The sequence below is a fragment of the Ktedonosporobacter rubrisoli genome (assembly GCF_004208415.1).
Classification (GTDB): domain Bacteria; phylum Chloroflexota; class Ktedonobacteria; order Ktedonobacterales; family Ktedonobacteraceae; genus Ktedonosporobacter; species Ktedonosporobacter rubrisoli.
The window spans coordinates 5980542-5993692 of record NZ_CP035758.1; the positions used below are offsets into that span (position 1 = coordinate 5980542).

The 13151-nt window shown below is 53.2% G+C and carries 12 protein-coding genes; 3 read left to right on the forward strand and 9 right to left on the reverse strand.

From position 1 onward, the window contains the following. Positions 1-19: 19 nt before the first annotated feature. The 4 genes from EPA93_RS26005 to EPA93_RS26020 all read right to left on the reverse strand — a co-directional run bounded on the left by EPA93_RS26005 (position 20) and on the right by EPA93_RS26020 (position 4210). Positions 20-565 carry an HD domain-containing protein gene (locus EPA93_RS26005; protein ID WP_129890303.1) on the reverse strand — a complete coding sequence of 182 codons (546 nt, stop codon included), beginning with the start codon at positions 563-565 and terminating at the stop codon, positions 20-22. A gap of 74 nt (positions 566-639) precedes the next feature. After that, positions 640-2013 carry a serine hydrolase domain-containing protein gene (locus EPA93_RS26010; RefSeq protein ID WP_129890304.1) on the reverse strand — a complete coding sequence of 458 codons (1374 nt, stop codon included), beginning with the start codon at positions 2011-2013 and terminating at the stop codon, positions 640-642. Positions 2014-2143: 130 nt separating this feature from the next. After that, a complete protein-coding gene (locus EPA93_RS26015) occupies positions 2144-3445 on the reverse strand; it encodes an RNA polymerase sigma factor (RefSeq protein ID WP_165423393.1) in 1302 nt (433 codons plus the stop codon). Positions 3446-3697: 252 nt separating this feature from the next. Beyond that, a complete protein-coding gene (locus tag EPA93_RS26020; protein WP_129890306.1) occupies positions 3698-4210 on the reverse strand; it encodes an NUDIX hydrolase in 513 nt (170 codons plus the stop codon). 575 nt (positions 4211-4785) lie between these two features. On the opposite strand from EPA93_RS26020, the gene EPA93_RS26025 reads away from it, so the two are divergent. Beyond that, a complete protein-coding gene (locus EPA93_RS26025) occupies positions 4786-5574 on the forward strand; it encodes a cyclase family protein (RefSeq protein WP_129890307.1) in 789 nt (262 codons plus the stop codon). Positions 5575-5715: 141 nt separating this feature from the next. Here EPA93_RS26025 and EPA93_RS26030 read toward each other — a convergent pair whose 3' ends face one another. Together EPA93_RS26030 and EPA93_RS48580 are read right to left on the reverse strand one after the other, a co-directional pair. Next, positions 5716-8208, reverse strand: a complete 2493-nt coding sequence (locus EPA93_RS26030) for an RNA polymerase sigma factor (RefSeq protein ID WP_129890308.1) — start codon at positions 8206-8208, stop codon at positions 5716-5718. A gap of 296 nt (positions 8209-8504) precedes the next feature. Further along, positions 8505-8657, reverse strand: coding sequence for a hypothetical protein (locus tag EPA93_RS48580; RefSeq protein ID WP_165423394.1), 153 nt, complete (start codon positions 8655-8657; stop codon positions 8505-8507). Between the two features lie 334 nt (positions 8658-8991). Between EPA93_RS48580 and EPA93_RS26035 the strand changes: the two genes are divergently transcribed. Next, complete coding sequence (locus EPA93_RS26035; RefSeq protein ID WP_165423395.1) at positions 8992-9891, forward strand: alpha/beta fold hydrolase; 900 nt, start codon at positions 8992-8994, stop codon at positions 9889-9891. Positions 9892-10141: 250 nt separating this feature from the next. On the opposite strand, the gene EPA93_RS26040 is transcribed toward EPA93_RS26035, so the two are convergent. Continuing rightward, entirely contained in the window at positions 10142-10765 is a 624-nt protein-coding gene (locus tag EPA93_RS26040) for a histidine phosphatase family protein (protein WP_129890310.1), read from the reverse strand. A gap of 168 nt (positions 10766-10933) precedes the next feature. Between EPA93_RS26040 and EPA93_RS26045 the strand changes: the two genes are divergently transcribed. Beyond that, positions 10934-11647 carry a ClbS/DfsB family four-helix bundle protein gene (locus tag EPA93_RS26045; protein WP_165423396.1) on the forward strand — a complete coding sequence of 238 codons (714 nt, stop codon included), beginning with the start codon at positions 10934-10936 and terminating at the stop codon, positions 11645-11647. Positions 11648-11870: 223 nt separating this feature from the next. On the opposite strand, the gene EPA93_RS26050 is transcribed toward EPA93_RS26045, so the two are convergent. Both EPA93_RS26050 and EPA93_RS26055 read right to left on the reverse strand, forming a co-directional pair. Beyond that, the gene (locus tag EPA93_RS26050) at positions 11871-12419 is read right to left on the reverse strand and encodes a helix-turn-helix domain-containing protein (protein ID WP_129890312.1); all 549 of its coding nucleotides are present in this window, start codon (positions 12417-12419) and stop codon (positions 11871-11873) included. Positions 12420-12449: 30 nt separating this feature from the next. Further along, entirely contained in the window at positions 12450-12965 is a 516-nt protein-coding gene (locus tag EPA93_RS26055) for a helix-turn-helix domain-containing protein (protein WP_165423397.1), read from the reverse strand. Between the last annotated feature and the right edge of the window lie 186 nt (positions 12966-13151).

The window sequence follows — 13151 nt, forward strand, 5'->3', positions numbered from 1 at the left end:
CAATGTTCCTCTTGTCAGTTTAGAGCTGATATTTCCCTTGCCAGATGATACGCTCGTGAGCCTCTTTTGCCAGTTCGCAGGCAATATCGTCAAGCTTCATATACACCTCCCAGACTTCTTGCTGGCACTGCTCAGCAATTTGTAGAGCAAGCGCTTGTTCTAGCGCTTCGTTTCGCTTGCCTTTCCAGATTGTATCAGCGAAGGCGACCAGGATATCTTCCAATTGTACCGCTGCTTCTCGCTCCCATTGGCCGTGCGTGTGGGCAAAACGTGCATGATTTTCAGGAAAACCACTTTCCCGAAGGAGCTGCGGCCCAATTTCTTCATGTTGAGAACCAGGGCCGATCAGCTCGTCAGGATACACAGTTTTCCCCACGTCATGCGTTGCGGCTCCAATCAGAACGCTTTCCCGTTCATAGTGGAGCAAAGGCCAGCTAGCATCTATCTGCTCAAGTAGTGTGATGGCTACATCATGCACGATTGTCAAGTGAGCAACTAAGCGCGGAGAGGCTGCATATTTTGCGAGCATCTTCAGCACGTCCGGTGGCAGTTCTTGAAGCGGCATAGCTGATCTCCTGGGAGGCCTATCGTGTATTTTTGGTGGCTAGATACAAATTGAGATATATGCTAAAGATAGCATTACGCTATCTTCAGTGCAACTCGCAAGCCGATATAGACGCATTTGCGCCCATCTGGGAGAGTGGAGAATGCGACAGGCAGCCAGTTTTCGTTGAAGCGACCATTACCTGGCGCGGCGAAGGCCGTCTCCGAAACTGGCACGAGGTCCACTTCAAGCGGTGGAGAGAAGCCTTTCATACCATCAACAAACTCATACATCAGATGTGGTTTACCGGCGCGCCTGGTGATGGTAGTGATGACGCCTTCACGCTTGTAGGTGCCAATGAAGGGAGCGATATCCACTCCTGGCAGCTGTTGTGCTGGTCCAAAGTCAGGCCGCATCTTAACTCCAGCTAGTTCATCAAGCAGCTCTCGAAAGAGCGCCGAGCAGAGCTGAGATGCGCCTCCGCCATTCATCAGCAAGACGAGGATGACGCCTGACTCCGGCACTACGCGCAGATATCCGTACTGTCCAACAGTGGCCCCATCGTGTCCGAACCCAGGGATACCATTCCAGTCGTAGAGTGCCCAGCCCAGACCCCACCAGTCGGAACTAAAGGTCCACCTGTCCGGTGTGCTAACCTCACGCTTCTGCATTGCGGCGACGGCTTCGGTGGTTAGCACACGGGTCCCATCTGGCGCCGTACCACCGTCGAGGTGCATCCGGGCCAAGCGTGCGATATCGGAGGCCGTTGCACACAGGACACCGCCATACGGACCAGAGGAACGCGGCAAAGGATTCCACATCGGGACCGGCTCCGGCTCATGTCCCGGCTCTCCCAGGTGCCCTATCGCTGCCCGGAAGCGCAGCACATCCTCGGGCAGCGTCACCGTGCTCGCGAGTCCGAGCGGATCACACAAACGATCCTTGAGAGCCGCGTCCCAGGTCTGACCGGTCAGTACCTCGATGAGGCGGCCCAGCACGCTGTATCCCACACTACAATAGGAAAACGTTCCAGGTGGGCTATCCAGAGGTACATGCTTGATGGCCTCAACGTACCGTGCGAGACAGTCGTCGCCGCGACCAGTGTCGTAGGTGAAGTCGCAGGCCAGGCCGCTGGTATGGCTGAGCAACTGTCGGATGGTAATCGTTCTTGTAGCTTCAGGATCAGCAGTTGCAAACTCTGGCATCACATCCTTAACTTTCGCGTCAAGTTCCAGTGCTCCTGACGCGGCCAGTTGCATGATCAAGGTAGCGGTATGGATCTTGGTGATCGAACCAACCTGGAACACCGAAGCTGGCGTCACCTCTACGCCGGTCCTCCGGTTCAGCACTCCACTGACCAGTTCGTGAAGGGTTCCCCCGGCGAGTACCGCCAGGGATGCGCCCGGCACGTGGTGAGTGGCGCGCAGTTCGTCAAGCCGCGCCTGCCAATGAGCAAAGTCAAAAAACATACTATTTTCTCCTCTTAAATTTGATAGAGGTCAATCACTTCAGTAGGGAAGGTATACTTTCCTCTTTGCTCTCTCGTCGCGCTTCTTTGGTTTGTCCTTACGCAACTTTTTTTATGGAGCCTCGCCACCCTTACGCTGCCAAAAGGATCGCCATTGTCTGGAAGGTACGCGGGTGAGTCATGATCGTAAGCCGCTCACCACTTGCAAGATCGAGCAGGCGCGAGCGCACGGCCTCCTGCCCCGCATAGGTATCCATCACGCTTGGCAGGAAGAGCATACGCGGGTGCTCCAGCAAAAAGGCGCGCACCCGCTCATGCCTCAACATCACAGTGATCCACTCAAAAACACCGGTTCCACAGTTGGCACAGGTTATTCGTGCATAGATGCCTGGCGGGTATACATCGTCAATGCCGCTCGCGCCTTCAGGTGCGTTATGATCGAGCAGGTCTATCTGAACAGGAGATTGACAGATGGAACACAGTTGCTTACCGAAAACGTGCTCTGAGAATTCTGCAGCATCCAGCAATGTTAGTTTGAAGGCGGGGCGGAACGAGCGCATCATGCCGACACGCTCAAAGGAGGGCATTGCGCCAATATGGGACATTTCACCTGTATGAAACATGTCGATAGTATAGCGCGGTGAGCAGACTGGACAGCGCAAGCGGAAGGCCCTGGGGCCGGAAGGCTGACGTTCAAACGTTGCATGTAGACGCTGCTTCCCGCAGAGCCAGCACCAATGACGAGTTTCCTGCCAGCCCATCGCTTCGTCCTCATGAAGCCTTAACCCAAATGCCCGCGCATCCTCATGCAGTTCCCCATACAAGACTCGACGCAGTTGGCGGCGCGCTCGGTGTAACCTCAATTCCAGCGCCCCTATGCTCATATCCAGCCGCTCTGCAACCTCGCGCTGAGGTATTTCAGCCAGGTAACAGAGTTCGATCATTTCGCGCGTGCTCGTCTCAAGATGCCCTAAAGCACGATCGAGCAGCGCTTGTCTATCCAGGCGCTCTAGTTCTTCAGCTGGATCGATGGCAAAGGGATCTGGGAGATCGAGCACTGAAGGCTCGATTTCGTCTTCAGACGTGTCAAGATGGCTCGTTTGTAATGAGGCCATTCGTGTACGGAGATGGCGCTTGCAGACGTTGCGGCAGACTCCATCGAGCCAAGACGAGAAGCGTCCCGGTTCGCGCAGATTTTCCAGGTGCCGCCATGCCTCCAGCAAGGTTTCCTGCACTACATCTTCGACTTCATCAAGCTCGATCCCGTTCAGTCCCGCCAGGCGCAATAAACGCGGGCGGGCCGCCTCCACGCTCTCGCTAAAATTTCCAAAATCTGGTTTGTAGGCATGCGAACTTCGCGGCTGACAGATCGGGCAGAGATGGCTTGTCATGCCTGGCTTCCAAACGAGGTTGGCTGTTTCACTTTTCTGCATGCTGTTGTCTCCTCTCCACTTTCTTGTCATATGTTTGTGCGCCGACCTTACGCAGATTTTCCAGGATTGGCTAAAAGCGTCAGGTAGTTCACAAGATCTCGCCCCACTTGAAAAGGCTGAATAATCATAACACATCTTTCAGAGCCGTCGCGTTTTTCAGCTTCCCCTCTTTGTGTAATTATAGAGAAAGGACCGGTTGGTGCAGCTTCCAACCGGTCCTTCCGCTGTGACGATGAAGCGGGAGAGTGTATCTTATGAGACAAAGGTGAGCGTCTTGACTTTAGCAAGTAAGGCTATCTTTTCCTGCTTGCTATTGCGATAGCGCAAATAGTCTTCCAGCACGAGACGGGAATGACCGCGCAGCCGCATGCGTAGCTCTTTCTCGGTAAGCCAGAGCGGTTGCCCTTCCATGTTCTTTCTCAGGGCCCCTCCGACGACTTTTGCACTATAGGCAAAGCTTAGCGTGCTCATATTTGTTACGTGATCGCTTGCACACGAATAATGATTGATCAAATCGCCTACAGCCAGCTCCAGGCCTGTCTCTTCTTTGCCTTCTCGCTGCGCCGTCTGCTGCGGAGATTCGCGCCAATTCATAAAACCACCTGGAAAAACTACCCGCTTGCCCGGCAACTCCACAACCAGGTAATGCCCATTCTCTTCTACTACCGCACAGGCGCTTCCAAAGGGCGGCAATTTCCCTCCCATCAATTTATTAAGAAGATTAAAGAAAATGCTGACGCATCTTTTTAAGAGATCATATAACATGCCTATTCCTCTTGTGATATCTATTTACTATTGCTATGAATATATACTCAATATTATTTACAAAGTTGTCAACTCATCTGGTTCTGTGGGCTGGCGGGACACGGGAGAGCACGATCCGTGTCCCTAAGCTTAGGCTAAGGGCCTGTCTTGCGAACTAGGTAACCCTCTATCCAGGATAGGCAGACCCTTTGTCGGTAAGCTTCCTTGCAGAACCTCACCTTTGCCTATGAATAAGCATACAATAGGATTGTCTTAGGGTTGTCTCATAGCTTTAGCAATCTTGTTACAATTGTGTTGCAAATATATTAACAAATGAGGTCTTGCTACGTCGAGCCGAATCTCGGCCATAGTACTCGGCTCGAAGGTGACTGCATCAAGAAACTACCAGCCTCTACCGGCATACGGGGCTCGGGCCTGATGCTGCTCAGCCCGCTCGCTTCCTCTCGCCTCACGCTGGGAAGATCGGGATACTATACAGGACGCTGGAAAGAGCCAGGTTGGGTATGGTATATAGTAGAAAGAGAAAAGCCCCTTCTATTTTTTGTCCCGTCACACATTTGAAAGGCAGGCAAGATATGGAGAATCCTGGTACGCGTGTATTAGCTGAGCTCCTGCAAGCCCTGGACGCGGGCCAACTCAAGATCATCGATCTTACCACGACGCTCGGCCCCGACACACCAGTTATCGACCTACCGCCCAATTTCGCCCAATCGCCAGGTCTAAGCCTCAGCGAGATCTCCCGCTACGATTGTCGCGGTCCCGCCTGGTACTGGAACATTATTCACCTTGGTGAGCATACAGGTACGCACTTTGATGCGCCCATCCACTGGATTACCGGCAAGGATTTACCCAACAACGCGACTGATACGATTCTACCGCGCAAGTTTATTGGTCCAGCCTGCGTAATTGACGTGACAGCCGATGTGGAGCAAAATCCTGATTTTCTGCTGACAATTGAACGCGTTGAGCATTGGGAGGGCCAATATGGGCGCATTCCGGCGGGAGCCTGGGTGCTCCTGCGCACGGGTTGGAGCCAGCGCAAGACAAAGGAGGAGTTTCTTAATAATCAGGACGATGGCGCACATTCGCCCGGCTTTGCGCGCGCCTGCTCACAATTTCTTGCCAATTCACGCGATGTGCTTGGCGTGGGCGTAGAAACGGTGGGCACGGATGCCGGACAGGCCGGTGGCTTTGATCCGCCTTTCCCTAACCATACGTTTATGCACGGAGCCGGCAAGTTTGGCCTTACTAGCCTGATCAATCTGGAACAGCTCCCACCTACTGGTGCGCTTGTGATCGCGGCCCCGCTCAAGATTTTGAACGGCTCGGGCAGCCCGTTGCGCGTTATCGCGATTACGCCGTAACTATTATTTATTGCTCTGAATCTTAGAGCGAGCCGGGGCAGGCCGATAAAGCAGAAGCCTTCCCTGGCAGCCCTCCCCTGGATGGATGCTCGTTTGCCTGGTGATGTTTTGTGCCGGTTGAGACGCCTTCCTTCCCGTTTGTCAGTTTTCTGATTCACTTGTTCCTTCAGGGCTTGCATCTCCTAGAGCTTCGAGCAAATTTGTGCGCACTTCCCTCACACTTGTGCCAATATCGCCCAGCAGATCGGCAACTATTCCCTTCTCCTCACGCAGCAAACCAAGCAACAGATGCTCGCTCTTGATGGGAGCTCCCGAGCCATCTCTCCGCTCGGCTTCATCGGCAGCTAACAACAGGCAGGCCCTACACTGGGCGCTGTGTACCAGAACCACCGTTGCCATCTTCACTCCCCACCCCAATCTGTCCTCAACTGCTGCTTGCACTCGGGCATAGGCTATTCCCAGGCCCTTAAACACCTTGCTAACTGGTCCCTCATGACTGAAGGTTAAAGAGACTAATGCTAGCAGCAGATGCTCCGGGCCTACCTGGGCACTGCTCTGGGCGGCACTCCGCGCATTCTCCAGCACACTTCGAGCTTCTAGCGTGAATGGATAGATAGCCAGCATAATCTTATCCAGCTCCCGACTCTGCAAGCCTCTCTCTATTGAGGAGATAGAAGCGTCGTACGCATAGACGCCTTCCCCACTGATTGGATCAGCCACTTCTTCACGCCCTTGCTCAGGCGAGCTCAATTCCTCGCTTTGCACATTCCCGAGAGCTATTCGCAGTTTGTCAAGATCTACCCCCAGCAATTCCAGGTAACCGGTCGCCATCCCCTCGTCACGTAAGAGAGCGAGCAGCAGATGGCCTGTTCCTAGAGAGTGATGGTTGTATCGTCGAGCTTCATTCGAGGCAAGCACAATGATGTGTTTCAATCTGGGTTGGAGTTTGATACTCCCCGCCACATTCCAGTTGCCAGCTTGATAATCTGGCTTTACCTTCTCGCGTATCTGAGAGAGCTCAACCCCCATTTCAGCCAACGCTGTGGCGGCAGCGCCGCTGCCTTCAGCTACCAACCCTAGCAATAGATGACCGGCCCCAACAAAGCTATCCTGCAGGCGGCGCGATTCTTCGTGCGCCAGTTCCCATGCCTTCCTAGCTTGTCTTGTGAACTTTTGAGTATATTCCTGCCTGGCTATCTGCAAGGTCGTCGCCCGTTCCAGGAACACCAGCGAACCAAAGTCCTTGAGAGGCGCCCCCAACTCTTGCAAGATCTTGACTGCTGTGCACTCTGGTACCTTGATCAATCCCAGCAATAGATTCTCTGTAGTGATACTGAAGAGTGGATGGCTTCGGCGCTTCGACTGCTTGGTCGGCGTATTCGTTGCCGATGTCTGATCATAGAGGAGTTCGACCCCCCTACCCCTGGCCTCAGAAACAGCCTTACGGATCTGCGTAAGGGTTATGCCCAGCGCCTTCCAATCGTCTGGCACCTTCTTTTCTTGCAGGATCTTCTCCGCAGCCTCCTCCGAAATATAGATCGATCCGATTAACCGTTCCTCTGGTTTGGTGGAGCGGGCAGGAAACTGGCGCTCAGCCTCTTTCATCACCATCTCAATCACTATGTTGGCGTGTGCTGTTAATCCCATCTCACCCGAGCCGCTTTGGGTGCCACGCCCTTTCGCCTCCTCTACCGCCTGACGAACCTTCTCCAATGTTATTCCAAGCCCCACCAGGACTCTTGCGGCAACACTTTTGCCTTCATGAATCAAACCTAGCAAGATATGCTCACTACCAAGAGCATTGTGCCCAAAGTACTGAGCCTCTTTCTGGGCCATTTCTATCACTACCTGGGACTCCCTGGTAAACCTGTCGAAATGATCTATGCTGTTCATTTGATTGTTCTCACCTTCTACAAGAAAATAGCCGATGTATCGCTTCTCTGGCTTGATGGCGCCTCTGGTGTCTTGATCAAGGATAAGTCCAAAGGCTTCAGCATCAGCCCGCAACTGGTTACTCAATATGTGGCGCAGTTGGCGGCGGGCACGCACTAATCGCACTTCCAATGCTTTAAGGGTCAGGCTTAAGCGGGCTGCAATGACACGCTGAGGAATTCCAGCGAGATAGTATAGCTCTACGATCTCTCGCGTAACTCCTGGGAGGTAGTCCAAAGCCTGGCCAAGCAGAATTGGAAGCTCTTGCTGACTCAATTCTTCGGCGGGATCAAGGGCCTTGGGATCGGGTAGATCCTCTTCCAAAGAGGAACCAGGCCCATTGAGCTTTTCGGCAAAAGGATCGGGCAAGATTGCTCGCCGCAGCAAGTATTTTTTCTGAGTAGAGGACCAGCGTAAGCAGACATTGCGGCAAATCCCGTCAAGCCAGGCATGAAAGCGCTCTGGAGTCCGCAGTTTATCAAGATGTTGCCAGGCCTCCACAAGTGTCTCCTGCACAACATCATCGATGGCATCAGGTGCGACTCCTTGCATCCTGGCAATCCGTAGTAAACGGGGTCGAGCGGTCGCCAATACTTCCTCCAGATTACTAATCACCGCCGGTTGTTCAGGCTGTTGGCCAACTTTAGTGGCATCTAATATTTCTCCCTGGTCGTCTGGTGGAAACGAACGTGCATCATCCATAAGATCAAGGCGTTAAGCCATCTCCTTTCTTTCTACTCACCAGTCGCAAGATAGCAGCAAAACCCTACATCATTACCGGGAAATTTGGCCATTTCGTGAAAGGCATGCGGTCTGTCACATGCCCATATTGTATAGTTATGGGAGGCTCGAAAGGAGCGTGACCGCGTGAAAGATAGGACGATCTGGCTTGCAGAGTGCCCATTGGTAAATAAGGTGATAGATGTCCCCTTTACCATCGGTTACACTTTGAAGGGAAACCCCATACTTATCTCCCCGATATCGTTGGCACACTCACATCAAGGAAACTGTTCATTGCCGAGGCAGGCATGGAGGATGACAAACGAGGGGATCGCAACCTCGCCAAAGCGGAGGCCCCATGAAGGCTGGCCCGCCTTGGGCAGGGGCTCTTCTGGATTGGGACGGAAAAGACCCTGACGAAATTTCGTCACTACAATCTGGCCTTCTTGCACGCCAGGCGTGAGAGCTTTCCTGCCTTTGCTGAGGATCGGAGGCGATCCGCTTTCGCCTGCTCGATCTGGGAAGATCCGAAACCCTGACCATCATGGTTCACCCGCAAACGCTGCACGTGCTGGCCGCCATCCGATCATGATGCGCAACGCTCTCTTCTACTCCTTTGGAACCCCACAAGACGCAAAAAAGTGCGTAAGGCCATCGCCAAAAACGGCGATAAGGCAACAGAACATCACGCCTCACTGTCACCTCGTCGATGTGCGGGAATGTCGAGAGTCGAGGCAAGGAAAAACGGAAAGGGAAACAAGACTGATGTCAACTTCTTTTCATGACGCCCCGCCGCTGGGTGAACGCTATGATGTGGGTGGCGGTCGCCGCATCTATCTGCACCACGCGGGAACGGGCACGCCTGCGGTGGTGATCGAAGCGGGCGCCGGCCAGTTCGGATTGGATTATCTCAACATTTTCGAGCTGTGCGCGAAACGCACGACCTGCGTGCTCTACGACCGTGCTGGCAGCGGGTGGAGTGACCCGGTGGATGGCTCGCGCGCTGCGCGAGAGATCGTGACCGATCTCCACAACGTTCTGGGTCTGGCAGGTATTGAAGGTCCATACCTGCTCGTCGGCCATTCCGGGGGTGGGCTGTTGGTGCGAGCTTTCGCCCAGCACTTCCCGGATGATGTGGTGGGCTTGGTCCTCATCGACCCCGCCACGGAACATATGCCTCGGCCACTCCAGGAGGGTGCTGAGGCTGTCGTACTGGCGATGCTCGAAGAGCTGCGGCGCAATCCCAACATCTTGCGTGAGTGGTATCCGGTCCTGTATGCCCAATGGGAGAAGCTGCCCCAGGAGATACGTGACCCGCTCATTGCCCGTCACAGAGACCGTGCCATTGTCGGCTTTCGCGAACTGCAGAACACACCACGTATTCAGGAGGAAGTCGCCAACGGGCCAATCCTGCCCGATGTTCCTCTCATCGTTCTCACCGGCATGCAGATCGACCCCGAACCGGGGGGCTCTGATGAAGAGAAGCATGCCGTCAACCAGATCAAGCTCACGGAACACACGGCCCTGGTCAACTCCGTGCCGCAAGGCGAGCATCGCGTGCTACAAGATGCTGGGCACCACCTCTATGCCCAGCGCCCGGAAGTGGTCCAGGCTGCCGTGTTCAGCATCCTCGACCGGGTGGCCAAGCGCTCTCGTCATCGCTGATCGAGACTGCTGACTCATCCACAAGAGCCACATCTCATCGTGCGTGCTTCGAGCAGTTGATTGGTTCGAGTACTGGAGCCAGTATGCTCGTTGCACGCAAAAGACGAGATGCTGCTCCAATATATTTACACCATTGCTGACTTCTCCTTGAAGTGGCCCTGGCTTTTTGTCAGAACCTATTTCGAGGTCCTTTACCACTCGGCTCTCTTGCCCAACAAATCGACCTCTTAATCACATTTTTCGGAGCTCCTTAACTGAGGTGTGAAATATCATTGATGCTCAGGATTTCTACAGCCATGCGCGGGTAAAGTGGAAGATATGCTTTCTGTTGTTCATCCGGGACTAAGCGAACTCGATTTAGCGCAGCATAGTTGATTTCAAACCAGCTTGGCGTACGTGGCGAGACCTGAAGCAAAACATGGAAGAGATAGGTAAGCATTCCTCCATGCGTCACTACAACTATAGTGTCGGTTGGCTTAAAACGTTGACGCAAGGCGTGTAGGATCTGCCGGCAGCGCTCAAACATGCTCTCTTGCGTATCCCCTCCGTGCTCCCAACCATCCGGCGCAATTGTGGGCGGCAGGACGGCAAGCGGGAAGTGCCGGCGCAATTCCAGGCTTCCACATCCCCTATGCGAACCATCAAATCCTTCACGAAGCTCTGTCCACACCTCAACCTGACAATTTCCAAGGCGCTGCGCAATGATGCTTGCCGTCCCCAATGCTCGCAGGAGTGGACTGCTCAGCAGCGCCGTCACCGGTTCATTTGCCAAGCTTTGCCCTATGCGCTGTGCCTGCCATTCACCTCTGGCCGTAAGCATGTCATCAGTTGAACTGGTGCCACATTCTCCGTGACGAACAAGAATGAGATCCATAGGTAGAGACTCCTTTCCCAAGAGAGACGTGTGTTGAAGAGAAGAACAATATTTCAGGAGTACTATACCTGGATGCGCGGAAGAGATCAGTCAAGCAGATTACAGACTTATAGAGCGTTTTCTGCTAAACTGCTATTGTGAGATTTGCATGAGATGAAAGGAAGCTCTATGACTGCAGAGCCAATCAAGACCAGCATTCTCGACCTCTTGCAACAGAGCCAGCGCTCCTCCAAAGCGTTTATGCAGGCGCTTGACGAGCGCGAACGAACGGCAGTGGGAAAACCTGATTTCTGGTCGGCTAAAGATCACTTGGCACATATGACTTACTGCATTCGACAGAATCTCATCCTGAAGGTGGCTGCCATCCTCCAGCAACAGGAGGTGTCGCGGCGCGAGGAGAGCGTTGACCAGATGAACGCGCGCGTGTTTGAGGAGCACAGGCTTCGCCCCTGGGAAGAGGTTCACGTCGCTTTTGAGCGCGTGTACGCCGATCTCATCCAGCTGGCTGAACGCCTCAGCGAAGCCGAGTTGCTGGATGCCAGCCGCTTCAGCGTCATTACCGAAGGACATCCGCTGTATACTGCCTTCTTGGGCAATGGCTATGAGCACTTGCAAGAGCATTTCATGCAATATTATCTCGAACGCCAAAACCTGCCACAAGCTATACAGGTTCGTGAGCAGTGCACGCATAACGTCGTTAAGACGCAGGTGCCGGACTGGGTGAAAGCATGGTTCCTCTACGATCTTGCCAGCTTTTACGCCCAACACAAGCAGCAAGAGCAGGCTGCCGCGCGTTTGCAGGAAGCGTTGACCCTCGCCCCTGAGCGCATCGAAGCGTGGTTAAAGCACAATTCTGAATTGGCCGCCGTACGCAAGCAATAATCGGCTTGAATCTTTCTCGGATGGGCCAGAAAGGTACAATATCTTCGCAAAACGAAAAAAGAGGAGAAAATCGGGGCCGCGCCACGATCTAGCGGGGCTCGCGCCCCGTGCCCTCGGTTAAGGGCAAATTCGCTAGGTCGCGACGCCCCCTTAACAATCCATTCTCTTGAGAACTGCAAAGCCCTACCTCTATCAGCAAGGTGCCACTCATATAGTAGCCCGCTCAAGTATGGAGCAATGTTTCGCTGGTCTCATATTGCGCCGTCTGCCAGTCCAGCACATCGGCCAATTGCTGGCGAAAAGCCTCTAATTGCTTTGTCAACTCGGCATCATCCGGCAGATGGCACACTCTCCATAGCAGTTCGATCTCGATCCGTCCGGGCCTTGTCTGGCTTCTGGCCACGTAGCGAAACGTGCTTCCCGGGAAAATATGTTCTTTGTTCTGCCATATTTCATCAAGCTTCTCTTGTAAGCGCTCTTCCTGACCGGGATACAAGCGCACAGTAATTCTTTTGACGATAAATTTATTGGTGTCGAGAGCCTTGCGCCAGGCCGGATTACGCTGCCGTGGACGCCCCAGGTTGCCAGGTTTGAAGTTATAGACATCCTGCTTAGCAATCATGATGGCATGCCCTGAGCGCACCGCAGGCAAGCGGCCTTCCTCAATATAGGTGTACACCCTGTTACCAGAAATTCCCAGGATTTGTGCCGCCTCTTTGATCGTCAAATAGCCCGGTATCTTCGGAAGGTCTAGTTCTTCATACACACGCACAACCTAAAACACCCTTCTGTCATAGCCCGCTTAAGTATGGATCAAGACTTCGCTAGTCTTGTATTGCGCCGTCTGCCAGTCCAGCACATCGGCCAATTGCTGGCGAAACGCTTCTAGCTGCCTTTCCAATTCGGCCTCATTCGGTAGCCGATTTATTCTCCACATCAGCTCAATTTCAACATGATCGGGCGCCGTCTGGCTTCTGGCCACGTAGCGCGATACGCTTCCCGGGAAAATATGTTCTTTTTTCAGCCTGATCTCATCAAGCTTCTCTTGTAAGCGCTCTTCCTGGCCAGGACGCAATTTAACGGTAATATTTTTGACAATTAACTGATTTTCTTGGAGAGATTTATGCCAGTCCGGGCTACGCTTTCGAGGGCGACCAGAAGTGCTGGGTTTGAAGTTATAGACATCCTGCTTAGCAATCATGAAGATATGCGCAGAGCGCACCGCAGGCAAGCGGCCTTCCTCAATATAGGTATACACCCTGTTACCAGAAATTCCCAGGATTTGCGCCGCTTCTTTGATCGTAAAGTATCCTGGCATCTTTGGAAACTCTAGATCTTCTTGCATAAACAAAGTCTAAAAATTTTATTCCTTTAGTATTAATACTCAATTTTATCCATTTAAAAAAGTGATAAAATCATGCTATACTCTCTTCATCGGATAAATTCTATCCAATGAGCAGTCAAAGTTTGCTCTGTTGTTGTGTTTACAGTGTTGTGTTTGTAA

Excerpts from the sequence above, each read along its gene's own strand:
- EPA93_RS26055 (WP_165423397.1), bottom strand. The coding sequence starts at position 12,965 with ATGCCAGGATACTTTACGATCAAAGAAGCGGCGCAAATCCTGGGAATT.
- EPA93_RS26030 (WP_129890308.1), bottom strand. The coding sequence starts at position 8,208 with ATGGATGATGCACGTTCGTTTCCACCAGACGACCAGGGAGAAATATTA.
- EPA93_RS26035 (WP_165423395.1), top strand. The coding sequence starts at position 8,992 with ATGTCAACTTCTTTTCATGACGCCCCGCCGCTGGGTGAACGCTATGAT.
- EPA93_RS26040 (WP_129890310.1), bottom strand. The coding sequence starts at position 10,765 with ATGGATCTCATTCTTGTTCGTCACGGAGAATGTGGCACCAGTTCAACT.
- EPA93_RS26020 (WP_129890306.1), bottom strand. The coding sequence starts at position 4,210 with ATGTTATATGATCTCTTAAAAAGATGCGTCAGCATTTTCTTTAATCTT.
- EPA93_RS26025 (WP_129890307.1), top strand. The coding sequence starts at position 4,786 with ATGGAGAATCCTGGTACGCGTGTATTAGCTGAGCTCCTGCAAGCCCTG.
- EPA93_RS26010 (WP_129890304.1), bottom strand. The coding sequence starts at position 2,013 with ATGTTTTTTGACTTTGCTCATTGGCAGGCGCGGCTTGACGAACTGCGC.
- EPA93_RS26005 (WP_129890303.1), bottom strand. The coding sequence starts at position 565 with ATGCCGCTTCAAGAACTGCCACCGGACGTGCTGAAGATGCTCGCAAAA.
- EPA93_RS26045 (WP_165423396.1), top strand. The coding sequence starts at position 10,934 with ATGACTGCAGAGCCAATCAAGACCAGCATTCTCGACCTCTTGCAACAG.
- EPA93_RS26015 (WP_165423393.1), bottom strand. The coding sequence starts at position 3,445 with ATGCAGAAAAGTGAAACAGCCAACCTCGTTTGGAAGCCAGGCATGACA.